Genomic DNA, 26,344 nt, shown 5'->3' with positions numbered 1-26,344 from the left:
GTCAGCCCGCCACCCTGCGCGTACCGCATACCACCGGCCTACCGCAGGGATCAGCACCCGTCACCACCCCCGACAACAACCCGAAGAGGTCAGTAACACAACAGCGGCTCGACCAGCACCGGCTCACTGACGCCCGGCTCCCACCCCAGGACGACCGGATACAGTGCGCGAGACAACAGCCTGGTTGGGGAGGGGGAAGGGTGACGGACACCAGCAACACCCAGCACATCGAGGGTGAGGCACAGACGCCGCGGCGGAGCCGGCTTCAGCGCCTGATGCGGTACATCCCTCTCATCGCCCCCGTCCTGCTGTGGACCGTGCCCGGCTGGGTGCTCCTGTACACCGGCCAGCACTGGCCGCTGCCGGTCGCGCTGGTCGGCACCGCCCTGTTCATCCTCGGCCTGATAGGTATGCCGCTCGCGATGGTGCGCGGTCACGGCCGGCGCCAGCAGGACCGGGCGGCGATCGTCGGTGACACCCTGCTGGGGAGCAGCTGGGTTCTGTTCACCTGGTCCGTTCTGCTGGGCGTCCTCTTGCGGGCCGTCCTCACCGTGGCCGATGTCGGCGAGAGTCAGGACCGGGCCCGAATCGTCACGTGGACTGTCCTCGGCGTAACCGCCCTCCTACTCGCCTGGGGTTACGCCGAAGCCCGCCGCGTGCCCCGCGTGCGCCGACTGGACGTGGAACTCCCGCGCCTGGGTGCCGGGTTGGACGGCCTCCGCGTCGTCCTCATCACCGACACCCACTACGGCCCCCTCGACCGCGCCCGCTGGTCGGCACGGGTCTGCGAGACGGTGAACAGCCTGGAAGCCGACGTGGTCTGCCACACCGGCGACATCGCGGACGGCACCGCCGAACGCCGCCGCGCCCAAGCCGCCCCACTCGGCACCGTGCGAGCCACCCGGGCCCGGGTCTACGTCACCGGCAACCACGAGTACTACAGCGAAGCCCAGGGCTGGGTCGACCTGATGGACGAGCTGGGCTGGGAACCGCTGCGCAACCGCCACCTGCTGCTGGAGCGCGGAGGCGACACGCTCGTGGTCGCCGGCGTGGACGATGTCACCGCCGAGTCCTCCGGCCTGCCGGGCCACCGCGCCCACCTCGCCGGAGCCCTGGACGGAGCCGACCCCGACCTCCCCGTCCTGCTCCTGGCACACCAGCCCAAGTTCGTCCACCGGGCGGCAGCCGACGGTATCGACCTCCAGCTCTCCGGCCACACCCACGGCGGCCAGATCTGGCCCTTCCACCACCTGGTCCGTATCGACCAGCCCGTCGTCGCGGGCCTGAGCCGCCACGGCACCCGCACCCTCCTCTACACCAGCCGCGGCACCGGCTTCTGGGGCCCGCCGTTCCGCGTCTTCGCCCCCAGCGAGATCACCCTGCTCGTGCTCCGCTCCCCGCACGTGCCCACCTCTCAGTAGTACTGGGGCGGGGCCCGCACATCCGCTCGGAGCGGTCCACGAGCCGATGGGTGCGGTGTCGACGGACGCCCACCAGGTCAGCGCCCCTCCCCCGCGGCTTCAACAGCACCGGTGGCAGTTCCGGGCAGGCAGCGGCGCCCCGGCGTACCCCTTCATCTCACCGAAGCGCGATCCCTCCATCCAGTCCCGGCGCGCCTGTTCGATCTCCTCCTGGGACCGTCCGATCCAGTCGTGCTCGGGGAAGACGGTGGCGCTGCCGCCGTCCATGACGCGGGCGTGGCGGGCGGCGTCGCCGATTGGGGCGACCCGGCGCAGTGCGTCCCGATCGAGGGGAAGTACCGCACCGCCGTCAGGAGCGGGGTTGTTCTTGAGCAGGACGAAGGGGCGGCTGGCGACCTCGCGTGCCAGGGCCCTGCCGTCGCTCTCCTCGGCCGGGTGACACGCCGGCGGGCGGGGCGCCGTCGAGGGCGCCGACACGCGGGGCCATACCGCGCCACGTGCTGAGTGTCGGCATGTGCGCATTGGCCGCCGCTTGATCGCGGGCAGCCATACGCTGCCCCGCATCCGCGGTGGTATGGGACAGAAACCGGGCCGTTCCGGCCGTCGCGGTCGGCCTGGTGCGATAGAGGCGGGCGTGGTTCAGCGTCCGGCGGGCACGCCGTCCTTCCCGGTGGACGCCGGTACTCGTGCGTCTGCGGCGGCCGTGGTCTCCCGGCTTCGCAGGACGTGACGGAGCAGGGCCAGACCGGCCAGAAGTGCGACCAGGCCGCACACGCCGTTCCACCCGAAGGCGGAGTAGGCGCGGACACCGAGCCACGAACCGGCGCTGCCGCCCAAGAAGGCGCAGGTCATGTATGCGGTGTTGAGCCGGGCTCGGGCCTCCGGTCGCAGAGCGAAGATGCGGGCCTGGTTGGCGACCTGACCGGACTGCATGGCCACGTCGAGCAGCAGCATCCCCGCGCCCAGCCCCACCAGCCCGACGGCGCCGCCCAGGCGACCGGTGAGCAGCAGCGCCCCCGCCGCGATGGCGCCCAGCATGCACAGCAGGTTCACGGCGTCGGGGCCGCGCCGGTCGGTGCGCCGGCCGGCGATGGGCGTGGCGAACATGCTGGCCGCACCGACCAGGGCGAGCACGCCCACGGCGGGGGTTCCCAGGTCGTAGTGCGGGCCGGTGATGAACAGGGCGAGCGCGGTCCAGGCGGCGCTGAACGCGGCGAACACCAGGATCTGGTACTGGCACGAGCGGCGCAGCAGCGGTTCGGCGCGCAACAGGTGCAGGGAGGCCGCCAGGAGTGCCGGGTAGCGCTGGTCGGTGCTGGGCGTCGTGTGCGGGAGGGCGGCGGCCAGCACGAGGGTGAGGATCAGCACCATGACTGCGGCGACGAGGTAAGGGGCGCGCCAGCCCAGCCATTCGCCGAGGGTGCCCGAGAAGGCGCGGGCCAACAGGATCCCGCCGATCAGTCCGGAGAGCAGGGTTCCGGTGACTGTGCCGCGGCGCTCCGGGTCGGTCAGGCCGGCCGCCATGGGGATGAGGATCTGCGGCACGACCGTGGTCAGGCCGACCAGGGCGCTGGCGACGGCGAGGACGGGCAGGGAGGTGGCCGTCCCGGCGAGCACGAGCCCCGTACAGGTCACCAGCAGAAGAGTGGTGACCAGTCCGCGGTGGCGGAGCCGGTCACCGAGGGGGACCAGCAGGAAGATGCCCGCGGCGTAGCCGAGCTGGGCGCAGGTGACGACCACGGCCGCGGAGGCGGGGCGCACGTGCAGGTCGTCGGCGATCAGCGGGCTGATCGCCTGGGGGAAGTAGATGTTGGCCACCGCGATGCCGCAGGCGACGGAGAGGAGCAGGATCAGGGGCCGGCTCAACGCCGGCGACGCAGTGGGGGAAACGCCTGGAGCCACGACACACCTCGAGCAGGAGAGGAAGGAAAGTGCGCAAGGGAGAGGTGACGACCCGTCACCAGGAACCGGTTTAACAGGTTCCCTGAACGTACCAGTAAAACCGGTTCCGCAGTAGGCTGTTTCGCATGGCCGCCTCTCCCGCACCGCCGGTCTCCCGCTTCCGCAGTGGATCCGGACGGCTCTGCCTGGACTTCATGCGCACCCTGCGGCTGCGCGGCTTGGACGGTGCCACCGAGGAGTTGGACTCCCCCGAGGCCCTGTCCGCCTGGGTCGTCCAACTGGGGCCGTACCCCGACGGCACCGTCGTCCCGGTCCCGTCTCAGGCCGTGCTGCACCAGGCGCGCGAGGTGCGGGAGGCCGTGCATGCACTCCTGACTGCGGCCCGCGGCGACAGCGGCCCCGCCGGATGCCCTCCGGACGACCGCGCGCGGCTGAACCAGGCGGCCGGCGCGGCGCCGCCGGTGCCAGTGCTCGACGAGCACGGCACGCTGACCTACGCCGCGGCCGACCCGGTCGGCGCGGTTCTCGCCGACATCGCCCGCGATGCGCTGACCCTGGCGACGTCCCCCGTCCTGGAGCGGGTCCGCGCGTGCGCCGGACCGACCTGCGCCGCCTGGTTCCTCGACATGTCCCGCCCGGGCAACCGGCGCTGGTGCTCCATGGACACCTGTGGGAACCAGGCCAAGAAGACCACGTGGCGGACCAAGCACGCGTCGGGGACGAGTTCCTGAGCCATCGTCATGAGGCAGCCTCGGCGACCGCTTCCAGCACGCGAGTGCACGCCACGGCGTCGGCCGCCCCTGCGTCTTCCAGGCGCGCTTGAGAAGGGCATCGACAAGGCCAACAAAGGCATGAAGGAGCTCAACGAGGGAATCAGCCAGGCCAACAAGGGAGTCGACGAGGCGAACAAGCACGTACCCGGCACAAGAAGGTAGTACGTTCGCCCGCCCTGGCGAACCTCCTCAATGCCGTCTCCCGCCTCGATGGCCAAGGCCCAGTCCTGACGCGTTCCCGCAGGTCAACGCACCCTACCCCGCGGCTTCAACGGCACCGGCGGCAGTTCCGGAGCAGGCAGTGGCGCCCCGTCGTACCCCTTCACCTCACCGAAGCGCGCCCCTTCCATCCAGTCCCGGCGGGCTTGCACGATCGCTTCCTGGGAGCGTCCGATCCAGTTCCAGAACATAGCGGATCCCGCGCGCTTTTCCGCAGGTCAGCGCTGTTCCGAACCGGTGAGGGTCAGCAAGCTGCCAGCATCGGTCGTGGAGGAGTCAGCAACCATGGGTTCCGCTGTCCTGGTTCGTGGGAGGGGTTCGTTTTTCAAGGAGTGTGAGCATCCGCGGTCGCGGTGGTCGAAGTGCCCTCACCCTTACAAGGTCCGGTATCGGTCGGCCGCGGGGCAGCAGTTGGAGGAGTCCGGGTTCGTGACCCAGGATGCGGCCATCGAGCGTTTGACGGAGATGTACAAGGCGAAGAAGGCGGCCCCGCGGGGTCAGGCGAAGGCGGAGCGGATCGCCCGGTACGGGGCGATGCGGTTCGAGGAGTACGCCACCGAGTGGAAAGCCGGTCAGCGGGATCTGGGGCCGGCGTCGGTGGTGCACCTGGAGTCGCTGCTGAACATCCATCTGCTGCCGCTGCTGGGCAGCCGGAGGATGAACTCCTTCGACCACAAGGTGGTCGAAGGCTTCCTGCAGACCATGGAACGCAACGGCATCGGCCTGGCCGCTCAGGCGAACGCCTTCGACAAGCTCAAGGCGATCCTGCTGGACGCGAACCGGCTCGGGCTGTTCGACGACAACCCGGTGGCCGGGGTGAAGCCGCCGCAGTACGACCCCAAGCGGGTGGTGATCCCGTCACCGGCGCAGTTGCAGCAGATACGCACCGCCGGTGACGACAGTTTCCTGCTGGTCTCCGATCTGATGAGCGGGTGTGGCATGCGCAACGGCGAGGCGTTCGCGGTCAACCTGAACAACATCGTCGCTGACGACGTCTACCGCGTCACCGAGCAGGTCAACCGGACCACCTGCCAGTACGAGCGGCTCAAGCACCGCAAGGTGGGCGAGTACCGGGACGTGCCCCTCCCGGCGCGGGTGCGGCAGAGCATCGAGTGGTACGCCGCCAAGCACGGCACCGTCGACGGCTACCTGCTGCGCCACCCGGGCGACCCGTCCCGCACGTTCCCGCACTACCACATCGCCAACCAGTGGCAGCGGATCAAGAAGGCCGGTCAGGTCGAGATCCCTGATGGGATGGTCGTCTACGGCATGCGGCACTTCTTCGCCTCCAACTGCCTCACGCACGGCATTCCCATCACCGACGTCGCCGAGTGGATGGGCCACAAGACCATCGAGATCACCTTCAAGATCTACCGCCACCTCATGCCAGGCTCCATCAGCAAAGCCGCCAAGATCCTCAACCTCGACCTCGCCGCATAAGACGTCATTTCACTTGGCCAGTCGGCGGTGACATATGAGGGTCGCGGCGATGGCGGTGAAGGCAAGGAAGTGTTCCGGCTTGCGCTCGTAGCGGCGGTGCAGGCGGCGGTAGCCAGACAGCCATGACACGGTCCGCTCCACCACCCAGCGGTGCCGACCCAGCCGCTGGGACGACTCGATGCCCTTGCGGGCAAGGCGGTGCCGGATGCCGCGGGAAGCGAGCCATCGCCGCAGGTGGTGGTAGTCGTATCCTTTGTCACCGTGCAGCTTGGCGGGCCGTCGGCGTCGCGGGCCGCGACGGGAGCGGATGGGTGGGATGCCGCGGACCACCTCCAGGGTGACCTGCTGCTCGAACTTGGCCCGCTGCAAACGCCGTTGGAACGCAACGGTCTCCCGGCGGGTGATCTCGTCCTGACAGGCACCCCGTTCGCCCCTTCGCTCACCAAGTGCGAACCCGCGACCAAGCTAGGCGGCGACGCCGGAGGAAGCGCATGAGATCATCGTGGCAGCGGCCGGTACGCAGCGAGAGCCCCCTCACACGGCGCTGGCGCGCTTGCTGTGCACGGCGAACAGCGCCCTCCGATCAGCCTCGGCACAGGCCGCCAGGCCGGTACAGCGCCCCTCGAACGAACCTGACAGCGCATCAAGGAGGTCAGCATGGGGACAGCATGAGTTCGACCAGAGGTGATCGAACCTGCTGAGACTTACTGAGCGTTTGGTCCGTTGATTCGTGTTTGGTCCCGGGTCAGGTTCCGCGCCAGTTCGGAGTGGCTTCGCCGGTGAGTCTGCGGGCCATGAGGTCGATCATCGCGAGGTGGATCATGGCTTCGGAGCGGTGCGGGTGTGTCTCGTAGTCGCGGGCGAGGCGGCGGTGGTGCATGAGCCAGCCGATGCTGCGCTCGATGGTCCACCGTCTCGGGATGATCGTGAACCCTCGGGCGCCGGGCGGGCGTTGGACGGGGTGGACGTCGATGCCGAGGCGGGCGCCGTGGTCGATGGCGGTGGTGCGGTAGCCCGCGTCCACCCAGGCCTTCGTGATGTGGGGGTGGGCGGCGGCGATGCGGGACAGCAGGGTCACGCCGGCTGCGGTGTCGGAAACGCTGGCGGCGGTGACCAGCACGGTCAGCAGCAGGCCGAGGGTGTCGCAGCCGAGGTGGCGCTTGCGCCCGATGATCCGTTTCCCGGCGTCCGTGCCCTGGTCCGCGAGGTGCACGTTGGCGGAGGTCTTGATGGTCTGGGAGTCCAGCACGCAGGCCGATGGCTCCGCGTCTCGGCCCTCGGCTTCGCGGACCAGGTGCCGAAGCAGGCCGGTGAGCTGCTCGAATACCCCGTCGTGCTGCCACTTGGCGAAGTACCCGTAAGTCGTGGCCCAGGGCGGGAAGTCGTGCGGGAGGTAGCGCCAGGGAATGCCGGTGCGGTCCACGTACAGGATGGCGTTCATGATCTGGCGCAGGTCGTGTTCGGGCGGTCGGCCGATGTCCAGCGCCCGGCCGCGGCGCTGGTTGCGCCAGGACGTCAGGACGGGCTCGATCAGTTCCCAGCGCGCGTCCGACAGGTCGCTGGGATAGGGGCCGTGCGGGGTCATGTTTGCGAAGTAGCCGACCGCGGCCGGCCCTGCCAGCGGTCAAAGGGCGGCGCTCGGGGGCGTGTTGGGAGCAGACAGGAGCAGCCGGAACTAAACGACTCCCAGGCGTCGCGGACGCGTCGACTGCCCCGTCAAGCACAGCGGCCCCGGCGCCGCAGGACTCTGGAAACGGCACCAACTCGACCGAGACAGGACCAAACGCTCAGTTAGAGGTCGTTTTCTCCCTTTGTTTTATCCCGGGATGCGAATTTGATTCGGTGATGTCGGGTCGCGCCAGGAGGTGGTGGTCTCGCCGGTGAGGCGGCGGGCCATGAGGTCGGTCATGGCGATGTGGATCATGGCTTCGGAGCGGTGCGGGTGGGTTTCGTAGTCGCGCGCCAGGCGCCGGTGCAGCATGAGCCAGGGCTCCCTGCGCACCCGAGTCGGCAGAACCGTCACGCAGCGGATTCACTCACCGATACTCCACGGCGCGTGGGCAGCGTGTTCCCAGCCCTGTCGCGACGTGCCCGACAGGCCGTCCGATGGTCCGGGCTTCGCCGATCCCCCTTGATCGCCCAGTGGACCCCGGCGCTCGATCCGGTTCAGAAGGGGTAGTGCGCTTGCTGCGTGGCGATGGTCACCCAGCGGCTGTTGGAGAACGCTTCGATCCCCCACCGGCCGCCGAAGCGTCCGTACCCGGAGGCCTTCGCACCGCCGAACGGGGCCTGGGGCTCGTCGGCCACCGACTGGTCGTTGATGTGCACGATGCCCGTACGGATCCGGCGCGCCACCCTCAGTCCGTGGGTGGCGTTCTCCGTGATGATGCCGCAGGTCAGGCCGTTGTCGGTGTCGTTGGCGAGGGCCACCGCGGTGTCGTCGTCGGTGAAGGACTCGATCACGCAGACCGGGCCGAACGCCTCCGCGTGGTACAGGGTCGCGTCCCTCGGGACATCGGTGAGGACGGTCGCCGGGTGAACCGCGCCGTCCGGTTCGCCGCCGCCGACCAGGACCTTCGCGCCCTTGGCCACGGCGTCCGCGACCAGGTCGGCCACCCGCCGGGCGGCCTGTGCGCTCACCAGCGGGCCCACGACCGTGTACGGCTCCCCGGGGTCGCCGGCCGGCAGCGAACCTGCCTTCGCGGTGAACTTGCGGGTGAACTCCTCCGCCAGGGACTCGTGGACGAGGATCCGGTCGCCGGACATGCAGATCTGCCCGGCGTTCATGAACACGCTGAACGTCACGGCGTCCACGGCGTAGTCCACGTCCGCGTCGTCGAGGACGAGCACCGCGTTCTTGCCGCCCAACTCCAGTACGGCGGGCTTGAGGTGACGGGCCGCCAGCTCTCCGACGATCCGCCCGACAGCGGTGGAGCCGGTGAAGTTCACTGCCCGCACCCGCTCGTCGGCGATCAGCGTCTCGGCGATCTCGGCAGCGTCCTCACGGGCGTTGGTGATGACGTTGAGCACGCCGTCCGGCAGCCCGGCCTCGCGCAGCACGTCGGCGACCAGCAGCCCACAGGCGATTGGCGCGTCCTCGCTCGCCTTGACGACGACCGTGTTGCCAGCGGCCAGCGGCGCCGCCACGGCGCGCACGCCCAGGATGACCGGCGCGTTCCATGGCGCGAACGCCGCGACCACGCCCAGCGGTTCGCGTACCGCCAGGCCCAGCGCGCCCTGCTCCTGCGCGTTGAGCACCTCACCGCGCGGGGCGGTGATCGCGGCTGCCGCCTCGCGCAGGATGTTCGCCGCCAGCATCACGTTGAAGAACGCCCATGGACGTGTGCCGCCCGCCTCCTGCGCCATCAGGTCGCCGACCTGTGCACCGCGCGCGTCCAGCAGGTCGGCTGCCTTGAGGAAGATCGCCCGACGGGCGAAGGGGGCCAGCGCGGCCCACGCCTCGAAGGCCGCGTCGGCGGCGTCCACGGCACGTACGACGTCCTCGGGACCGGCGGCGGCGACGGTGGCGTACACCTCCCCGGTGAAGGGGTTGATGTCGTCGGTGGTCCGGCCGGAGGCGGCGGGCACGTCTTTGCCGGCGATGTACAGGTCTCGGGTGATGGCCATGAGGTCGTTCTCCTTGCTACGTAGCGTCGTTGGTACGCGTTCTTGCGTGGTGATACGTGGGGGGGCCAGGTCAGGACGGTTGAGCCACGGCCTGGTCGGTCAGTTCGGAGGCGCCCGCCTCGACACGGTCGGCGGCCCGGACCATGCCGGCCGCTTCCTCGGCCGACAGTTCCCAGGCCGCGATGCGGCGTACGCCCTCGGGCCCGAGCTCGACGGGCACGGTGAGGCTGGTGCCGTGCACGCCGTACTCGCCGTCCAGCACGACGGAGGCGGGGACGAGGGTCCCGGTGCCGGTGGCGATCGCCTCGATGAGACGGGCGGTGCCCAGGCCGGTGGTCCAGGTGGAGGTGCGGCCCGAGTCGAGGGCGACGTGCTTGGAGTACCAGGTGTCCACGTACTCCTCGGCGGCCGTGCGCTGTTCGCCGGTGAGTACGACGGGCTCCCCGCCGACCCTGACCCGGCTGTACAGCGGGACCTGGCCCTCGCCGTGCTCGCCGAGCATCCAGGCGTCGACGTCCTTCGGCGGCACGCCGAGCGCGAACGCGATGCCGGTGCGCAGCCGGAGGCTGTCGTTGAGGGTGTAGCCGATCAGCCGCTCGCGCGGCAGCCAGCCCTGCCGGTGCACCCAGGTCAGCAGCGGGTCGACGGGGTTGGTGAGCATGAGCACCAGCCCGCCGAAGTCCGCTCCCGCCGCGCGCAGGGGTCGCAGGCACTCGCTCACGATCCGCGCGTTGTCGGCGAGAAAGACGGAACGGGAGGAGTTCAGCCGCAGCGGGACGGCCGCGCTCAGCACGACCACGTCCGCGTCCAGCGCGTCCTCGGGAGTGCCGCCCCGCACGGTGTCGGCGGTGGCGCCGAGGCCGAGGGCGTTCTCCAGGTCCATGGTGTGGCTGGTGATCATGTTCGGCCGGGTGTCGACGAGCACGATCTCGTACGTCCCCTCCGCGGAGAGCAGGTTGAACGCGGCGGAGGAGCCGATGCCGCCGGCGCCTCCGATGATGACGACCTTCACTGTGTGCCTTCCGTTCAACGGGTCAGGAGGAGTAGTGGGCGTCGGCCTCGACGGCGACCTCGAGCACGAGCGGTTCACGCCGGTCCGCCAGGGTCGGCAGGACCTTGTCCAGGACGCACAGCAGCGCAGTGTGGTCCTCGACCCGTTCGGCCGGGCAGCCCAGGCCCTCGGCCAGGGTCGACACGCTCAGCTCGGTGAAGGCGGGCCAGGCCGGGGCGGCGGACCCCTCGCGTTCGGACAGGCGGTCCATGATCGCGTAGCGGCCGTTGGCGAGGACGACGAACAGGACGCCGATGCCGTAGTGGGCGGCGCTCCACAGGGCCTGGATCGAGTAGAGGGAGGAGCCGTCGCCGAGGACGGCCACGACCGGCCGGTCCGGGGCGCCGTGCCGGACGCCGATCGCCGCCGGCATGGCGAAGCCCAGTCCGCCCATGGCCGCGCTGAGGAAGCCGAGCGGCGCCCTGGCGGGCAGCAGCCGGTGCAGGTCCGGGCGGCTGGAGGGGGTCTCCTCGACCACCACGGCGTTCGGGTCGAGCCGCTCGGCGAGGGCGGCCAGTACATGAGCGGCACGCAGGGGCTCACCGGGCAGCGGCGGCTGGGGTGCGGTCGGCCGGTTCGGCGCCGAGGAATGCGGGACGGCGTGCAGCCGCGGGGCCAACCGGCGTACGGTGTCGGCCGGTTCGGCGAGCAGCACCAGTTCCGCCGGGCTGCGGTGGGCCTCCTCCGGGTCGTCCGTGATGACGGCGACCCGGGTGCCCGGTTCGGTGAAGTCGCCCGGGGCGTAGGTGTATTGGCGGAACGCGGCGGCCCCGACGGTGAGGACCGTGTCGTACGGCGCGAGCGCCTCGCGCAGTGCGGGGCGCACCGCGGGCAGGTGGCCAGCGAAGAGCCGGTGGTCCTGGGGGAAGCCGGCGCGGGCGCCGAACGGTTCCTGGTAGACCGGGCAGTCCAGGCGCTCGGCCAGCGTGACGAGCGCCTGCCAGCCGTCCGCCGTGTCGTTGCCCGCGCCCGCCACCAGACAGGGCGAGTCGGCGGCCGTCAGCAGCGTGGCGAGGGCGGCCAGCGCGTCGTCGGAGGCCGTACGACCGCCTCGTACTGCGAGCGGTCCGCGCGGCGCGGCCTGGGCGATGTCGTCGTCGGCCTCGGCGAACCAGTCGTCCATCGGGACGACGACGACCGCGGGACCGCGGCCTTCCAGGGCCTCGTGCCAGGCGCGGGCGACGGCGCCGGGGACGTCCTGCGGACGGGCCGGCGTGTGCTGCCACACGGGGTACTCCCCCGCCAGTCCGTCCAACCGCCCGGCGAGGAACGGCTCGTGGGGCAGATGCCGGCGGTCCTGCTGGCCGACGATGACCACCAGGGGCGCGCGGTTGGCGCGGGCGGTGGCAAGGGCGCTGACCGCGTTGCCGTATCCGGCGGTGGTGTGCAGCAGTACGAGCGCGGGGCGGCCGGTGGCCAGGGCGCTGCCGGAGGCCATCCCGACGACCGAGCCCTCGTGCAGGCCGAGTACGAAGGAGATGTCGGCGGGCAGGTCGGCGAGGAAGCCGACCTCGGTGGAGCCCGGGTTACTGAAGAGGGTGGTGAGGTCGTACTGGCGCAGGATGTCGAAGGTCTGTTCCTTGACGGTCCTGGTGTGGGCGGCCGTGGTCATCGCGGGTCCCCTTTCTGGCAGGACTGGAAGCTAAGCCGCCCAACCCCGGGAGGCCACGGGCACGTTCGCTATGCGAAACGTGCGTGAGCCGGCGGTCGAGTCAGTCGACTCCGGGCAGGACCGCTCCGGTGGACAGCTCCGCGCGCAGTCGGCCGGTGATGAGGCGGGCGGTGTCGAGGACGGCCTCGATCTGTGGCGGGCCGGGCTGTTCGACGGTGAAGGCGATCGACACGGCGGCGACGGCATGGCCGGGCGCCGACACGACCGGCGCCGAGATCGTCCCGAGGCCGCGCACGACCTCGTTGCGTGTGATGGCGTATCCGCCGGCCCGGGCCCGGCTGATCTCCGGTCGCTCACCGAGCAGTTGCGGCTCGGCGGACAGCATGGCGATGCCCGGAGAGCCCACGGTCAGCGGATGCCGGTCGCCGGGGCTGTAGACGGTGCGCGAGCGGGTGCTCTCGACCTCGACGGAGACCAGTGTCACCGCTTCCTCGCCGTCCCGGACGACGAAGAAGGAGGTCAGGCCCACGCGCGCGGCCAGCTTGGCGATCTCCGGCTTGGCGATGCGCTGGAGCATGGGCAGGGTGCGCCGGCCCAGTGACTGCGCGCGGGTGCCGATGACGTACCCGTGGGTGGTGTGCGCGACCAGGTGGTGATCCTGGAGGGTGCGCAGCAGCCGGTACACGATCGAGCGGTGCAGCCCCATCTGCTCGCTCAGTTCGGCCAGCGTCAGCGGTACGTCCGACAGCGCGATCACTTCCAGCAGCCGCAGCCCCCGGTCCAGGGTCTGGACGGGGGGCCGGCCCGGTGGCGGGGAGTCCTCGGCAGGCCGTCTCATGGCTCGGGGATCTCGTCGTCCAGTGCCGGAAACGCCGGGAGCACGGTCTCGGCGGGGCTTCCCTCCCGGACCACCGGCCGGCGGGCTTCGCGACGGTGAACGAGGTAGGTGGCATCGGCGCGCGCGTAATGCCCGGCCGGGTCATAGGCGTTCTTCGCGACGTCGATCTCGTCGAGGTCGATGTCGGCGTACACCAGTGCCTCCTCACCCTCGGCGACATCCTTGGTGAGGGTTCGCCCGTCGGGGCCGAAGATCCGGGAGCAGCCGCCGCCGGCCGTGAGCAGGCGGCGCTGCTCGGGGGTGGACGCGAAGATGTCGATGCCGGCCGGGGAGATGACCTGGGTGGCCATCAGGACGAAGGCGCTGCCCTCGATGGCGTACACCTGGGTCGCGGCGGTGTTGGCCTCGGCGCTGAGCTGGAAGGCGAGGTCGCGGTAGAGACCGAAACACGGCCAACTGGCGATGTGCACCTGCTCGTTCTGCGCGTACAGGGCGTACTTGCTGAGCGGCTGGACGTGCTCGGCGCAGTTCAGGGCGCCGAGGCGGCCGAGCGCGCTGTCGACGACCTTGAGGTCGCTGCCGTCGCCCTCGCCGAACAGGCTGCGCTCGACATGGGTCGGCTTGAGCTTGCGGCGGTGCAGGAGCACGCTGCCGTCGGCGGCGATCACGGTCTGGCTGATGTAGAGGGAGCCGTGGTCCTTCTCGCTGTATCCGAGCGCGACGGTGATGCCGTGCTGCCGGGCGGCGCGGCGGATCGTGGTCAGGCCGTCGCCGTCGGGGGTGAGCGAGGCGGCGTGGTAGCGGCCGACGAAGGGAACCTGGTCGGCGACCGCGCCCAGCCACAGGAAGTGCGGGTAGCCGGGGATCCACACTTCGGGGAAGGCGATGAGCGAAGCCCCGCCCCGGGCCGCTTCCGCGATCAGCGCGACGGTCTTGGCGACCCCGGCCTCCGCGTCGAGCCAGGTGGGCTCGGCCTGGACGGCCGCGGCCTTGAAGCGGCGAGTGGTCTCGGTCATGTCGGATCGTCTCCTTCTCTTCATGCTCCTGCGTCCAGGAGCTTTTCGACCAGCAGGCCGAGGCCCAGGAGCCGTCGGTCGGTGTTCCTGGGCGCGTCGAGCGCCACACCCACGGGGAGTCCCGGGCTCGCCAACCGGACGGGCACGGTGAGACCGGGAAGTGCGGCGACGCTGCCGGGTCCCGTGTTGCGGATGTACGTGGGGAAGGTCGGACGCGGGTCGCCGTCCAGCCGTACCCGCTCGGTGTCGGTGTCGATGCGTCCGGCGGGCAGGGGTGTGGTGGGGAAGAGCACGGCGTGTGCTCCGGTTTCGCGGAAGATCCGCCGGTAGCCGTCGACGAGGACACGGTCACGGACGTCGAGGGCGGCCTCGTACGCCGACCGGGTGACCGCCTGCGGGAACACGACCCGCTCCATCGTCGTGCGGACGTCGGGGTGGGTGATCCGGGCCAGGAGTTCCGCCGGTTCCGTGCCGCCCGTCGCCACGCTCAGGTAGCCGGGGAGCCGGCAGGCGGCCTCGTAGAGGGTGATGGGGAATCCGGCCAGTTCCTCGGCCGTCTCGACCTCCGGCAGCCGTGCCGGCACGAGCCGGACCCCGGCGGCCCTGAGGACGTCCAGGGAGTGCTCCCACACCTCGGCGGTACGCGGGTGCAGTGGCTCGGTGAAGTGGTGTTCGGGGACGGCGAGCACGACCTCGCGCGGGTCGGGTGCCTCGGCCGGGAGGAGGTCGGCGGCGAGGACGGTGTCCAGCAGGACCAGGTCCGCGACGGTGGGGGCCATGGGGCCGATCGTGTCGCGCGTCCACGACAGCGGGGTCACTCCGTCGGCCGGGTAACGGCCCGTCGTCGGGCGAAGACCGGCGATGCCGGTCAGGGCGGCCGGGACACGGACCGAGCCCCCGGTGTCGGTGCCCAGACCGGCCGGGGCCAGACCGGCGGCGACGGCCGTGGCGGTGCCGCCGCTGCTTCCGCCCGCGAAGCGGTCGGGGTCGGCCGGATTGCGGGCGGGGCCGTACGGGCCACCCGCGGTGGTGGCTCCCAGGGCCAGCTCATGCATGTTGGCCTTGCCGAGCACGATCGCGCCCGCCGCACGCAGCCGGGTGACCGCCTGCGCGTCACGGTCCGGGACGAACCCGGCGAGCGCCTCGCAACCCGCGGTGTTGGGGAGTCCCGCGACGTGGATGTTGTCCTTGACGGCGATCGGCAGCCCGTGCAGCGGACCCCGAGCGGGGCGGCGGTCCGCTGCCGCGGCCTCGGCGAGAGCGCGGTCGGCGTCGAGGGTGACAAAGGCTCCCAGGTCGCCCGCCCGCTCCGCGCGCGCGATGAGTTCTTCGGTGAGCGAGACGCTGGTGAGCGCCCCGGCGGCGAGCCGGGAGAGGGCGGTGTGCATGGGCGGACCCTAGGGGCCCTCGGCGCCGCCGGTGAACAGGGTGGTTTCGCAATGCGAGACTCCGGACACGTCGCGCCGGACCAGCCGTAATCCCTCTACGTCTCTCTGCGTACAGCTGATGTTTCATTAGGGTCACCGACGACTTCGCCGTCTCTCATATCGAATCCGTGCCCTGTCCAGGCACGGATGGCGGGCCTACGTTCGCGGCCACTTCCTCCACCCGCCGCAGTGCATGACCTGCGGCTCAAGGCCCTCCGGAGCCCGCCATGGAACACCCCGCGACCAAGCCCTCCCGCCGTACCGTCCTCAGAGGCCTCGGAGTCTCTGCCGTTGCGGCCTCCCCGATCCTCTCCGCCTGTTCCTCCGGCCTCAAGGGCTCGGGCAGCTCGACCGGCGACACCATCAAGATCGGTTACGTCAGCCCCCGCACGGGCGCCTACGCGGCCTTCGCCGAGTCCGACGCCTACATTCTCGAGCAGGTGCGTGCCTTCTTCGCCAAGGGGATCACCCACGACGGCAAGAAGTACGAGGTGAAGATCCTGGACCGCGACACGGGCTCGGACCCGCAGCAGGCGGCCACCATCGCGGACGAGCTGATCTCCCAGCAGCAGGTCGACCTCGTCCTCGTCACCGCGACGCCGGACACGATCCACCCGGTGGCGGCCAAGTGCGAGAGCGAGGGCGTGCCCTGCGTCTCGACCATCGAGCCCTGGCAGGCCTGGTTCTTCGGGCGTGGCGCAACGCCGAAGAAGACCTTCAAGTACACGTTCCACTTCTTCGACGGCATCGAGCACCTGTCCAGGGTCGAGACCGACATGTGGCGGCAGCACCACACCAACAAGAAGGTCGGCGTGCTGTGGCCGAACGACTCCGACGGCAACGCCTTCCGGGACAAGACCACCGGTTACCGCTCGCAGCCCTCGACCAAGGGCTTCAGGTTCGTCGACCCGGGTCCCTACGAGCCCGGCACCAAGGACTTCTCCTCCATCATCGCGAACTTCAAGAAGGAGGGCGTCGAGATCCTCGCCGGCGTGCCCTCGCCGCCCGACTTCGCGACGTTCTGGACGCAGGCCGCACAGCAGAACTTCAAGCCCAAGGTCGCCACCATCTCCAAGGCCATCCTCTTCGAGTCGACGGTGGCCTCCCTGCCGAACAACCTCGGCAACGGGCTGTGCACGGCGAGCTGGTGGGTGCCGCAGTTCCCGTTCACCTCCACGATCACCGGTCAGACCGCCACCGCACTCGCCGACGACTACGAGAAGTCCCCGCTGGCGAAGGGCCGGACGTGGAACCAGGGCCTCGGCCCCAACCACGCGCTGTTCGAGGTGGCCAACCACGTGCTGCGCAACGCGAACCCCAAGGACCGCGAGGCCGTCGCCGCCCAGATCGCGAAGACCAGCCTCGACACCGTCCTCGGCCACCTCACCTGGACCGGCGGCGGTCCGGCCAACCCGGTCAAGAACGTCGCCACCATCCCCATGGTCGGCACCCAGTGGATCAAGGGGAGCGGGAACTCGTACGAACTGAAGGTCGTCAGCAACAGCCTGCTGCCGATGGTCAAGCCCGACGCCAAGGCGGTAGAACTGTGACCGCTCCACTCCTCGAAGTGGACCATCTCGCCGTGCACTTCGGCGAGTTGCGGGTCCTGGAGGACGTCGAGCTGACCGTCCCCCGCGGGCAGGCGGTCGGCATCGTCGGCCCGAACGGCGCGGGCAAGTCGACCCTGCTCAGCGCGATCTCGGGCGTCGAGCGCGCGACCGCCGGTTCCGTGCGGCTCGCGGGCCGCGATGTCACCCGCACGTCCGCGGCCGAGCGATGTCGGCTCGGCGTCGGCCGCTCCTTCCAGATACCGCGCCCGTTCGGCGACCTGACCGTGTTCGAGAACGCGCTGGTCGGCGCCGAGCGGGGGGCCCGGCTGCGGGGCGGCCCCGCCCGCGAGCAGGCCCTGCGCGCGCTGGAGACCGCCGGGCTGCTCCACCTCGCCAACAAGCCCGCCGGCTCCCTGCCCCTGCTCGGCCGCAAACGGCTGGAGCTGGCCCGGGCCCTGGCCACCGGCCCCGACCTGCTGCTCCTCGACGAGATCGCGGGCGGCCTCACCGAGGCCGAGGCGGAGGAACTCGTCGCCACCGTGCTGTCCCTGAAGGAGTCCGGCGTGACGATCCTGTGGATCGAGCATGTCGTCAAGGCCCTGGTCCAGGTCGTCGACCGGCTGGTCTGCCTCGCCTACGGCCAGATCCGCGTCGACGGCGACCCGCACGAGGTACTGGCCAGCGACGAGGTCGCGGAGGTCTACCTGGGAGGTACGGCGGCATGAGCACGCTTCTGCGAGTCGACTCCGTCGATGCCGGATACGGCGACTTCCAGGCCTTGTTCGGCATCGACCTGGAAGTGGCCGAGGGTGAACTGCTCGCCCTCGTCGGCGCCAACGGAGCCGGAAAGTCCACCCTGTTGAAAACCATCGCGGGAGCACTGAAGCCCTTCCGCGGCACGATCGGCCTGGCCGGTGAGGACGTCACCGCCGAGCCGGACATCCGCCGGGCCCGCAAGGGCGTCTGCCTGGTCCCGGAGGGCCGCCGGCTCTTCCCGTCGCTCACCGTGGAGGAGAACCTCCAGGTGGGCGCCGCCACCGGGCGCAAGGGCCCCTGGAACCTGGCCAAGGTGTACGAGGCGATGCCGCTCGTCGCCGACCGCCGTACCCGCAAGGCGGCCCGGCTCTCCGGCGGTGAGCAGCAGGCCGTCGCCATCGGCCGCGCGCTGATGGGCAATCCGCGTCTGCTGCTCCTCGACGAGGTCTCCCTGGGCCTGGCCCCGCTCGTCGTGGACCAGCTCTACACGGCGCTGCCCGGTATCCGTGCCGAGGGCGCGACCGTGATCCTGGTCGAGCAGGACCTCAACCGCACGTTCGCCGTGGCGGACCGTATCGCGTGTGTCCTGGAGGGCCGGATCGTGCTGACCGGCACGGCGGCCGGACTCACCCGCGACCAGGTGACCGCCGCGTACTTCGGCACCGGTGCCTTCCCGGAGGTGAAGACCCCATGACCTGGCTCAACGCAATCCTGCAGGGCGTCCTGCTCGGCGGCATCTTCGCCATGGCCGCCGCGGGCCTGTCCCTCGTCTTCGGCGTGATGCGGATCGCCAACCTCGCCCACGGGGACCTGATGATCCTCGGCGGCTACGTGGCCTCGGTGACCGCGGCGCACTACGGCGTCCCGGTCCCCGTCACCATCGTCGTGTCGATGGTCGCGGTGGGCGCGCTCGGCTACCTGGTCCAACGCTCCATGCTGGACCGGGCGATGGGCATCGGCGAACTCGCCCCGATGCTGGTCACGTTCGGCATCTCGGTCATCATCCCGAACGTTCTGGTCCAGTTGTTCAGCAGCGACGCGCAGCCCGTGCCCATCGGCTCGCTCGGCACCGCGAGCATCGACCTGGGCGGCGGCCTGGCCATCGGCTGGTTCCCCCTGATCACGGTGGCGGCGGCGGTGGCGGTCCTCGTCTCCCTGCACCTCTTCCTCTTCCGCACGCAGCCCGGCCGTATCGTCCGGGCCACGTCCGACGACCGCGCGGTGGTCCGCCTGATGGGCATCGACAACCGCCGCGTGTACGCCCTGACCTCGGTCATCGCCTTCGCGACGGTGGCCCTGGCCGGTGTCCTCTACACGATGCGGCAGGGCGGAGTCACCCCCTTCGAGGGTCAGCTCACCGTCCTGTTCGCCTTCGAGACGGTCATCATCGGCGGCCTCGGCTCCCTGTGGGGCACGCTCGCCGGAGGCGTGGTACTCGGTGTTGCCCAGTCCGTCGGCGCCCAGATCTCCCCGGACCTCCCCCTGCTCGCGGGGCACGTGGTCTTCCTCCTGGTCCTGGTATTCCGCCCGCAAGGCCTGTTCGGCAGGAGTGTCCTCGCATGACCGTCCAGACAGCCCCCGCCCCCGAGGCGACCGCACTGCCGGCCGTACACCGGGGTGGCCGCGCCACGGTCCTCGGGCTCACGGGCACAGCCGTCGTCCTCCTGGCGATGGCGGCCCTCCCCTACGTCGTCGAATCGGGCGTCACGGCCCAACTGGTCAAGCTCTGCTACCTGGTGGCCCTGGCCTCCATGTGGAACCTGCTCGCGGGCTACGCGGGCATGATGTCGATGGGCCAGCAGGCGTTCATCGGCCTGGGCGCCTACCTGCTGTTCATCGTCAACGACCACGGCGTGAACGTCTACGCGGGCACGCTCGTCGTCTCCGCCGTGGTGGCGCTGCTCGCCTGGCCGGTGTCGTACCTCGCCTTCCGGTTGCGCGGCGGCTACTTCGCCGTCGGCACCTGGGTGATCGCCGAGGTCGTCCGCCTGATCGTGGTCCGCTTCCACTCCCTGGGCGCGGCGAGCGGACGCTCCCTCTCGGACGTCACCGCCGATCCGGTGCTGCGACGCGCCTTCACCTACTGGCTGGCGCTCGCCGTCATGGCCGCGGCCGTCCTCGGCACCTACGCCGTCCTGCGCAGCCGCCTCGGCCTGAGCCTCCAAGCCATCCGCGACGACGACACCGCCGCCGGTTCCCTCGGCGTGAACGTCACCCGAGGCAAGCGGATCATCTACATCACCGCGGCCGCCGGATGTGCCGCCGCCGGCGCGGTGATCTGCGTCAACAGCCTGGGGGTGGCATCACCGACGCAGATCTTCGGGGTGCAGTACTCGGCCCTGATGGTCTTCATGGTGATCATCGGCGGCATCGGCACGATCGAGGGCCCCGTCGTCGGCGCGATCGCGTACTTCCTCCTCGACAAGTACTTCGCGCAGAGCGGCGTCTGGTACCTGATCGTGGTCGGCGCGGCGGCCATCGTGGTTTCGCTGTACCTGCCGCGAGGACTGTGGGGAACGCTCGCGCACCGCACGGGATTCGCCGTCTTCCCGGTCCGCCATACGGTCCGGTTGTAGGTCAGTTCTGGGGCGCCGCGAGCGTGCGGTTCGAGTTCATGCAGCTCAGAAGCGATCGGGACGACCATAGCGGTGCAACAGGTGTGGTGCACGGAGCCCAGCACAAGATTCACCCGGCGGGAGGCTGACGCTTAAGTACGAGAGCGCCGTCGAGGGCGACGGCACAGGCGTGAGCAGGCAGATGCCGGCCAGCCGACCGGCCGAGGAGCGTCGATGCCCGACGGTGAGCGCCTCGTCCACGGGGGCGCCCGGCCTGGGCCTGGACAGGAATGCGGCCATCGAGGGGGCGAGGAGCAGCCCGACGGCGTAGAGCTGGAACGGGGCCCGCCAGCCCGAGGTGCCCATCGCCCCGCCGAGTATGAAGAAGGCAGTGGCGGAAATGGTGGCGCACACCGTCTGCAGGGCCAGGTAGCGGTCGCGTGCCCGGCCCCCGTAGTAGTCGCCGATCAGTGTGGTGCAGCAGGTCATGATGGCGGCCTCGGTGACGCCGAGGAGGGCGCGGCTGGCCACGATGGCACCGAGGGAGTCCAGCCACAGCGGTGCGGTGCCGAACAGGGCGTACAGGACGGCCGCGACGATCAGGAGGCGTTTGCGTCCCAGCCGGTCGATGATGACGCCCGCGAAGGGGCCAGCAGGGCGAGCGCGAGTGCGGGGACGGTCAGGACCAGCGGGACTAGCGCCTTGGCGCCGGGCACTGTGGCGAAGTGCGCCTGCATCTTCGGCAGCACCGGAGCGAGCAGCACCGCGCCGAGGATCGGCAGACAGCTGCCGGCCATCAGAAGCACGACGCGCAGACGGCCCCCGGCTTCGGGCCCGCGCCCCTCCCGCAACGCCCCACTCGACCGCCAGCCAGGTCAGCATCGGTCCGGACACCACCGAACCTGCAAACGCCTCCGCAAGCCCCGGAGCTTGGAAAAGAGCCCATCACTCGACCTGACGAGGCGTCAGCAAAGTCAGCATTGGGTCAGCAAGAGTCCTGCCACAGTCACCCACAGACAGCCACACCGTGGAATCGCCAACCGCACCGGCTGAGCCGGCCAGTTGTTCAGACACCTCCCGGCAAGCAGGTGGAAGACAGTGAGAATTACCCGACCGCCTTCCACCCTGCGGTCACCGATGCTTACGCGTTTCCGCAGGTCAGCGCACCCTCCCCCGCGGCTTCAACGGCACCGGCGGCAGTTCCGGAGCAGGCAGTGGCGCCCCGTCGTACCCCTTCACCTCACCGAAGCGCGCCCCTTCCATCCAGTCCCGGCGGGCTTGCACGATCTCTTCCTGGGAGCGTCCGATCCAGTTCCAGAACATGATCAGCTCCTCCTCGAAGGGCTCGCCGCCCAGGAGCATCAGGCCTGCGTCCGACTCGGCGCGCAGCGGGAGTTCGGTGCGGCCGCAGCCGAGGTAGAGCATCGAACCCGGCAGGACGGGCACGCCGTCGACGTGGGCCTCGCCGGACATGGACAGGACGGCGTACTCGAAGTCCGGCTCCAGCGGCAGGCGTACGTCCGCGCCTCGGGCGAGCGTCAGGTCGGCGCCGACGATCGGGGTGTACGTCGTCCCGGGCGAGGTCGCGCCGTCGAGGGTGCCGAGGATCAGCGTGGCCTTGAGGCCGGGAGCCGTGACGCGCGGCAGTTCGGCGTGGTGTTCGAAGTGGGGGTCGGTGTGGCGGTGGCCGTCCGGGAGGGCGACCCACAGCTGGGCGCCGTGCAGGAAACGGGCGTGCTGCCGGGGGCTCTCCTCGGAGTGGCTGATGGCCCGGCCGGAGGTCATGAGTCCCAGTTCACGGGGGCGGATCGTCTGCAGGCTGCCGGTGGAGTCGCGGTGCAGCACCTCGCCCTCGTGCAGCCAACTCACCGTCTGCAGGCCCATGTGCGGGTGCGGCGGCACCTGCATGCCGGGCTCGTCGGCGATGTCGTCGGGGCCGTAGTGATCGACGAAGCACCAGGCGCCGACCATGCGGCGGCCCAGGTTGGGCAGCAGACGGCGCACTTCGGTCGACTCGCCGAGCTTGACACGGCGAGGGCTGAGGAGTTCACGCACGGGCTCCGCCACGACGAATCCACGGCCGCCGCACACGGCGGGAACCGGCTCGCGATCAAGATTGCTCATGGCGCCAACCTAGCCCCGTCGAGGGCATCTCGTCAGTCCGTCACCCGGGCGTTCTCGCTCACCCTCATAGGAATAGTAGCCATGGACATAGTAGCCATGTACTGTATTCGTCATGAGCACAGGTTCCGAGAAGGCCACGCCCGGCTTCCTGGTGTGGCGTCTGTCGATGAAGTGGCGGGTGGCCGTCGACCGGGCAGTGGCCCCGCTCGGGCTCACGCACGCGCAGTACTCGCTGGTGGCCTCGCTGTACGGCATGCAGCGCGGCGGGGAGCGTCCCAGCCAGCGCCGCCTCGCCGACGTGACGGGCCTCGAGCCGCTGTACGTGTCCAAACTGGCCCGCACCCTGGAAGCGGCCGGCCTGATCGAGCGCACCCGGGACCCCAAGGACCCGCGTGCGGTGCAGCTGGCGCTCACCGAGCAGGGCCGCGAGGTCACCGGGCGCGCGATCAAGGTCGTACAGGGGCTTCTGCAGCAGTTGCTGCAGCCGCTCGGCGGCCTCGACAGCCCCCGCACGCGGGAGTTCACCCGGGAGCTGGCGACCCTGCTCGACGCACCTCTTGATCCGTTCGGCGAGAACACTGAGAGCGAGAAGGAGTAGTCATGACCACCACGGCACCGACCACCACTTACCACAGCGCACCGCCCGCCGATCCTCGCGTCATCGCCCTGGCCCACTACGCAGGCCGTGCCGTCCTGGAGCACGTACTGGCCGGTCACGGCGCCACCTTCCAGCAGCAGATCACCCTGCGGCCCCTCACCGTCGAAGGGCCCCTCGAACGCGAAGAGCTCGTCGGGCAGGTCGCCGGTGCGCTCAAGGTCGACGCGGCCGAAGTGCAGGGCGTCATAGAGGAGCTCATCACCAAGGGACTGGTGGCCGACGAGGCGACCGATGTCCGTGCCACCGATGCCGGACGGGCTTTCCACGCCGAAGTCAGCGCTGAGACCGCGGTGATCTCCGCCCGGATCTATGCCGGTATCCCCGCGGAGGACCTGGCGGCGGCCGGGCGTGTGCTGGCTCTGGTGGCCGAGCGGGCCAACGCAGAGCTGGCGGCGCTGGCGGCCTGAGCGCCCCTCTCGGCCGTACCGCATGCGTAGTGGAATGTTCAACGACCTCGTTCGGTTGGAGTGCACGAAGGAGGTCACGAGTGGAGATGACGTACTACGACCACGGAACACCGGCGGAGCGCTGGGAGCGCGCGCAGATGTTCTTCGACGCCAAGGACTACGCCGCCGCCGCGCGCGTGCTGGGCGGGCTGGTCGAGGAGGTGCCGGAGCAGACCGGACCGCGGCTGCTGCTGGCGCGTGCCTACTACCACTCGGCCCAACTGCGGCGCGCGGAGAGCGAGTTGCGCGTCATCGTCGAGCGCGACCCGGTGGAGCACTACGCCCGGCTGATGCTCGGCCGCACGCTCCAGCGGCAGGGACGGCACGAGGAGGCCGAGTCGCACATGCGGATCGCCTCGGCTCTCGCGGGCGACTTCGAGCAGGTCTGAGCGGCGCCGCAGCTGTGCGGCCGGGGCCCGGTTCCGGGAAGGAACCGGGCCCCGGCCATGTCTCCGCCCTGCCCCGGCCCGCTACTTCGCAGCCGGGGCCGGTGTGGGCCGCCCCTTCCGGTGGGCGATCTCGCCGAGGAGGACGTCGACGACGACGAAAGCGGCCAGCGGAATGCCGAGCAGTGGCACGAAGTAGCCGAGGACGGCGATGCCGGCGACCGCCGGGACGAGGATCTGCGGGGGTACCTGCTGCCAGGCGCCCCGTGGGATCGGCCGGCCGAAGGCGGAGCCGCGGCCGCGCTGCCACCACATGCGGTAGCCCCAGACGATCAGCAGGATGAGGCAGAGCGCGAGGAGCATCAGGGCGATCTGGCTGACCAGGCCGAACAGGATGCCGGTGTGCAGGTCGATGCCCCAGCGGGTCAGTTTGGCGAGCAGCGGGTAGTCGGCGAAGCGCAGTTCGTCGGTGACCTTGCCGGTGGACGGGTCGACCGCGACCGAATCCTGCTTCTCGGGCCAGCTGCGCTGCACCTGCTTGACGACGTATGCGGAGTTCGCATCGGCGGGCGGCACGATCTCGACCGGGTCGGACAGGCCCTTGGCCCGTGCCGCCGCCAGCACCTTGTCGAGGCCGACGCCGTGTTCGCCGGACCCGGTGGCGGCGGAGGCGCCGTGCCCCGCGTGGTCGCCGCGCGCCGCCGCCGAGACCGACGGAGTGGCCTGACCGAGCGAGGTACGCAGCGTGTCGATGTTCGCCCCGGCGTAGGTCGACCAGGTCAGACCGGTCGCCGACAGGAAGATGAACCCGGCGGCGGCCCACACGCCGACGGCGCCGTGCAGACCGAGCGTGCGGCGCCGCCCGCTGGTGCCGCGCACCTTGCGCAGGGCCCGGCGGCGGGAGAACCACAGCACCAGGCCACCGCCGGAGATCACCCACAGCCAGCTCGCGGCGAACTCGCTGTAGAGCCTGCCGGTATCGCCGAGGTGCAGGTCGCGATGGAACTCGTCGATCCACGTCCGCAGCGGCAGCGCGCCCGTAGAGCCGTACTGTTCGAGCGCGCCGCGCACCGTGCCGGTGTACGGGTCCACGAAGACGGCGAGGGTGTGGTCGGGGTCGACTCCCTTGACGCCGGACAGCATCACACGGGTGGTGGCATCGGCCTCCGGAGATGGCCGTACCGCCGAGACGGCGCCCTCGGGGTGCGCCTTGCGCGCCGCAGTGACCTGCTGGGATATCGGCAGCTTGGTGTCGCCGACCTTGGCAACCGTCATCTCGTGGGCGTACAGGAGCTTCTCGGCCTGGAACGCACCGGCGTAGAGGAAGCCGGTGACGGCGGCGATGAGCAGGAACGGCGCGACGAACACGCCGGCGTAGAAGTGCAGTCGCAGCACCAGCGGACGCAGCGGCGCCAGTCGGCTCGGGGACGGCGCCGGGGCGGCGGCGGCCGGTTGCGGGGTCCCGTCCGGTGGGGGTCCCCCCGCTGGAGCGGAGCCGGAAGTGGGGGAGGTCGAGGGAGCGGTGGACATCGGCAGGGCTTCTCCCGGGGGGCGTGGACGTGAAGTGGCGTAGCGGTCCAGTAGTCGGGGGCGGGGCCCGCCGAGTTCCCGGTGACAGAAGTGGCCCGCGTCACACACCGAGACGGCAGTGGCCCAGGTCCATGGCATCCTGGCCCGATGGCAACTCCTCGTGATCACGCGCCCCTGGCCGAGCAGGTCGAGGAACTCCTCGCCGCCGGCGGCCCGTTGCCCATCGTTGCGGCGGGCGACCCGGTCCTGAGGCGCGGCACCGAGCGCTTCGAGGGCCAGCTCGACCCCGCGCTGCTGGCCCGCTTCATCGAGGCCCTGCGCCTCACCATGCACGAAGCGCCGGGCGTGGGCCTCGCCGCCCCGCAGGTGGGCGTGCCGCTGCGGATCGCGGTGATCGAGGATCCGGCACCGGTGCCGGAGGAGGTACGGCTGGCTCGCGGCCGGGTGCCGCAGCCGTTCCGGGTACTGGTCAATCCGGCGTACGAGCCCGTCGGCGCCGCCAAGGCCGCCTTCTTCGAGGGCTGTCTGAGTGTGCCGGGCTGGCAGGCGGTGGTGGCACGGGCCGCAGAGGTGCGGCTGAGGGGTGAGGACGAGTACGGGCGCCCCGTGGACGAGGTGTTCAGCGGCTGGCCGGCACGGATCGTGCAGCATGAGACGGACCATCTCGACGGGACGCTGTATCTGGACCGGGCCGAGCTGCGCTCGCTGTCCTCGAACCAGGCGATGGCGCAGCGGTGGACTCAGCCGACGCCGAAGGAGGCGGCGCACGCCCTGGGATTCGCTCTGCCGTCACAGCCGTGAAGTACGTTTGTCCAGGTAGGAGCGCTGCTGGATCGGCCCTTCCCGACGGCGATCTTGCCTGCTCCCCCTGCGACGGCAACGGCCCCGCCTCGCGTCGGTAAAAATCCCAGGCGCCCATGACGTCGCCACCGCTACGGTGGCCGTATGTCAACGCCCCGAATCTCCTAGCTACAGGACCCGCTTCCACGCCACCCGTGTGTCCTCTTTGCTTG

Annotated in this window: 22 protein-coding genes and 6 pseudogenes; 12 read left to right on the top strand and 16 right to left on the bottom strand. The window is 70.6% G+C overall.

Features of this window, described 5'->3' with window-relative positions; all coding sequences use genetic code 11:
- The first annotated feature begins 200 nt into the window (after positions 1–200).
- On the top strand, positions 201–1,421 hold the full coding sequence (locus tag ACWC1K_RS43965) for a metallophosphoesterase (RefSeq protein WP_450839113.1): 1,221 nt from the start codon (positions 201–203) through the stop codon (positions 1,419–1,421).
- Between the two features lie 85 nt (positions 1,422–1,506).
- Here the strand turns inward: ACWC1K_RS43965 and ACWC1K_RS43960 are convergent.
- A pseudogene (locus tag ACWC1K_RS43960) lies at positions 1,507–1,652 on the bottom strand (pirin family protein); the annotation flags it as partial.
- Between the two features lie 408 nt (positions 1,653–2,060).
- Positions 2,061–3,287 carry an MFS transporter gene (locus ACWC1K_RS43955; RefSeq protein WP_450839111.1) on the bottom strand — a complete coding sequence of 409 codons (1,227 nt, stop codon included), beginning with the start codon at positions 3,285–3,287 and terminating at the stop codon, positions 2,061–2,063.
- A 161-nt stretch (positions 3,288–3,448) separates the two neighbouring features.
- On the opposite strand from ACWC1K_RS43955, the gene ACWC1K_RS43950 reads away from it, so the two are divergent.
- Positions 3,449–4,054 (top strand): CGNR zinc finger domain-containing protein, encoded by a 606-nt coding sequence (locus tag ACWC1K_RS43950; protein WP_450839109.1) that lies wholly within the window; start codon positions 3,449–3,451, stop codon positions 4,052–4,054.
- 287 nt (positions 4,055–4,341) lie between these two features.
- Here the strand turns inward: ACWC1K_RS43950 and ACWC1K_RS43945 are convergent.
- Positions 4,342–4,506: pseudogene (locus ACWC1K_RS43945) on the bottom strand (pirin family protein); the annotation flags it as partial.
- 94 nt (positions 4,507–4,600) lie between these two features.
- Here ACWC1K_RS43945 and ACWC1K_RS43940 point away from each other — a divergent pair.
- Complete coding sequence (locus ACWC1K_RS43940) at positions 4,601–5,755, top strand: tyrosine-type recombinase/integrase (RefSeq protein WP_450839107.1); 1,155 nt, start codon at positions 4,601–4,603, stop codon at positions 5,753–5,755.
- A 9-nt stretch (positions 5,756–5,764) separates the two neighbouring features.
- Here ACWC1K_RS43940 and ACWC1K_RS43935 read toward each other — a convergent pair.
- The 10 genes and pseudogenes from ACWC1K_RS43935 to ACWC1K_RS43890 form a co-directional block, all read right to left on the bottom strand.
- A pseudogene (locus ACWC1K_RS43935) lies at positions 5,765–6,085 on the bottom strand (transposase); the annotation flags it as partial.
- A pseudogene (locus tag ACWC1K_RS43930) lies at positions 6,086–6,172 on the bottom strand (ATP-binding protein); the annotation flags it as partial.
- A 328-nt stretch (positions 6,173–6,500) separates the two neighbouring features.
- Positions 6,501–7,340 (bottom strand): IS5 family transposase, encoded by an 840-nt coding sequence (locus ACWC1K_RS43925; RefSeq protein WP_450839105.1) that lies wholly within the window; start codon positions 7,338–7,340, stop codon positions 6,501–6,503.
- Between the two features lie 231 nt (positions 7,341–7,571).
- Positions 7,572–7,742 (bottom strand): annotated as a pseudogene (locus ACWC1K_RS43920) (IS5 family transposase); the annotation flags it as partial.
- Positions 7,743–7,921: 179 nt separating this feature from the next.
- Entirely contained in the window at positions 7,922–9,382 is a 1,461-nt protein-coding gene (locus ACWC1K_RS43915) for an aldehyde dehydrogenase family protein (RefSeq protein WP_450839104.1), read from the bottom strand.
- Between the two features lie 70 nt (positions 9,383–9,452).
- On the bottom strand, positions 9,453–10,394 hold the full coding sequence (locus ACWC1K_RS43910) for a malate dehydrogenase (protein ID WP_450839102.1): 942 nt from the start codon (positions 10,392–10,394) through the stop codon (positions 9,453–9,455).
- Between the two features lie 22 nt (positions 10,395–10,416).
- A complete protein-coding gene (locus ACWC1K_RS43905) occupies positions 10,417–12,045 on the bottom strand; it encodes a thiamine pyrophosphate-dependent enzyme (protein ID WP_450839101.1) in 1,629 nt (542 codons plus the stop codon).
- Positions 12,046–12,145: 100 nt separating this feature from the next.
- On the bottom strand, positions 12,146–12,883 hold the full coding sequence (locus ACWC1K_RS43900; RefSeq protein WP_450839100.1) for an IclR family transcriptional regulator: 738 nt from the start codon (positions 12,881–12,883) through the stop codon (positions 12,146–12,148).
- A complete protein-coding gene (locus ACWC1K_RS43895) occupies positions 12,880–13,899 on the bottom strand; it encodes a carbon-nitrogen hydrolase family protein (protein ID WP_450839098.1) in 1,020 nt (339 codons plus the stop codon). Before ACWC1K_RS43895 ends, ACWC1K_RS43900 begins: the two co-directional genes overlap by 4 nt.
- A 20-nt stretch (positions 13,900–13,919) precedes the next feature.
- A complete protein-coding gene (locus ACWC1K_RS43890) occupies positions 13,920–15,287 on the bottom strand; it encodes an amidase family protein (RefSeq protein WP_450839096.1) in 1,368 nt (455 codons plus the stop codon).
- A 266-nt stretch (positions 15,288–15,553) separates the two neighbouring features.
- On the opposite strand from ACWC1K_RS43890, the gene ACWC1K_RS43885 reads away from it, so the two are divergent.
- Genes ACWC1K_RS43885 through ACWC1K_RS43865 form a run of 5 tightly spaced genes read left to right on the top strand, consistent with a single transcriptional unit; the run spans position 15,554 to position 20,208 of the window.
- Complete coding sequence (locus tag ACWC1K_RS43885; RefSeq protein WP_450839094.1) at positions 15,554–16,876, top strand: ABC transporter substrate-binding protein; 1,323 nt, start codon at positions 15,554–15,556, stop codon at positions 16,874–16,876.
- Entirely contained in the window at positions 16,873–17,601 is a 729-nt protein-coding gene (locus ACWC1K_RS43880; protein WP_450839093.1) for an ABC transporter ATP-binding protein, read from the top strand. The genes ACWC1K_RS43885 and ACWC1K_RS43880 overlap by 4 nt, the downstream gene beginning before the upstream one ends.
- Positions 17,598–18,326 carry an ABC transporter ATP-binding protein gene (locus ACWC1K_RS43875; RefSeq protein WP_450839091.1) on the top strand — a complete coding sequence of 243 codons (729 nt, stop codon included), beginning with the start codon at positions 17,598–17,600 and terminating at the stop codon, positions 18,324–18,326. Before ACWC1K_RS43880 ends, ACWC1K_RS43875 begins: the two co-directional genes overlap by 4 nt.
- Complete coding sequence (locus ACWC1K_RS43870; protein WP_450839090.1) at positions 18,323–19,195, top strand: branched-chain amino acid ABC transporter permease; 873 nt, start codon at positions 18,323–18,325, stop codon at positions 19,193–19,195. The genes ACWC1K_RS43875 and ACWC1K_RS43870 overlap by 4 nt, the downstream gene beginning before the upstream one ends.
- Positions 19,192–20,208, top strand: a complete 1,017-nt coding sequence (locus tag ACWC1K_RS43865) for a branched-chain amino acid ABC transporter permease (protein ID WP_450839088.1) — start codon at positions 19,192–19,194, stop codon at positions 20,206–20,208. The genes ACWC1K_RS43870 and ACWC1K_RS43865 overlap by 4 nt, the downstream gene beginning before the upstream one ends.
- A 263-nt stretch (positions 20,209–20,471) precedes the next feature.
- Here the strand turns inward: ACWC1K_RS43865 and ACWC1K_RS43860 are convergent.
- A pseudogene (locus ACWC1K_RS43860) lies at positions 20,472–20,984 on the bottom strand (MFS transporter); the annotation flags it as partial.
- A 361-nt stretch (positions 20,985–21,345) separates the two neighbouring features.
- Positions 21,346–22,311 (bottom strand): pirin family protein, encoded by a 966-nt coding sequence (locus ACWC1K_RS43855; protein WP_450839087.1) that lies wholly within the window; start codon positions 22,309–22,311, stop codon positions 21,346–21,348.
- Between the two features lie 112 nt (positions 22,312–22,423).
- On the opposite strand from ACWC1K_RS43855, the gene ACWC1K_RS43850 reads away from it, so the two are divergent.
- The 3 genes from ACWC1K_RS43850 to ACWC1K_RS43840 all read left to right on the top strand — a co-directional run bounded on the left by ACWC1K_RS43850 (position 22,424) and on the right by ACWC1K_RS43840 (position 23,804).
- Complete coding sequence (locus ACWC1K_RS43850; protein WP_450839086.1) at positions 22,424–22,909, top strand: MarR family winged helix-turn-helix transcriptional regulator; 486 nt, start codon at positions 22,424–22,426, stop codon at positions 22,907–22,909.
- Positions 22,910–22,911: 2 nt separating this feature from the next.
- The gene (locus ACWC1K_RS43845) at positions 22,912–23,376 is read left to right on the top strand and encodes a MarR family winged helix-turn-helix transcriptional regulator (protein WP_450839084.1); all 465 of its coding nucleotides are present in this window, start codon (positions 22,912–22,914) and stop codon (positions 23,374–23,376) included.
- Between the two features lie 80 nt (positions 23,377–23,456).
- On the top strand, positions 23,457–23,804 hold the full coding sequence (locus ACWC1K_RS43840) for a tetratricopeptide repeat protein (RefSeq protein ID WP_123969347.1): 348 nt from the start codon (positions 23,457–23,459) through the stop codon (positions 23,802–23,804).
- Between the two features lie 81 nt (positions 23,805–23,885).
- On the opposite strand, the gene ACWC1K_RS43835 is transcribed toward ACWC1K_RS43840, so the two are convergent.
- Complete coding sequence (locus ACWC1K_RS43835; RefSeq protein ID WP_450839082.1) at positions 23,886–25,331, bottom strand: PepSY-associated TM helix domain-containing protein; 1,446 nt, start codon at positions 25,329–25,331, stop codon at positions 23,886–23,888.
- 147 nt (positions 25,332–25,478) lie between these two features.
- Between ACWC1K_RS43835 and ACWC1K_RS43830 the strand changes: the two genes are divergently transcribed.
- Positions 25,479–26,132, top strand: a complete 654-nt coding sequence (locus tag ACWC1K_RS43830; RefSeq protein ID WP_450839080.1) for a peptide deformylase — start codon at positions 25,479–25,481, stop codon at positions 26,130–26,132.
- Positions 26,133–26,344 lie beyond the last annotated feature (212 nt).

Source organism: Streptomyces sp. NPDC001492, from assembly GCF_053597275.1.
This window is presented reverse-complemented; position numbering and strand designations above follow the sequence as displayed.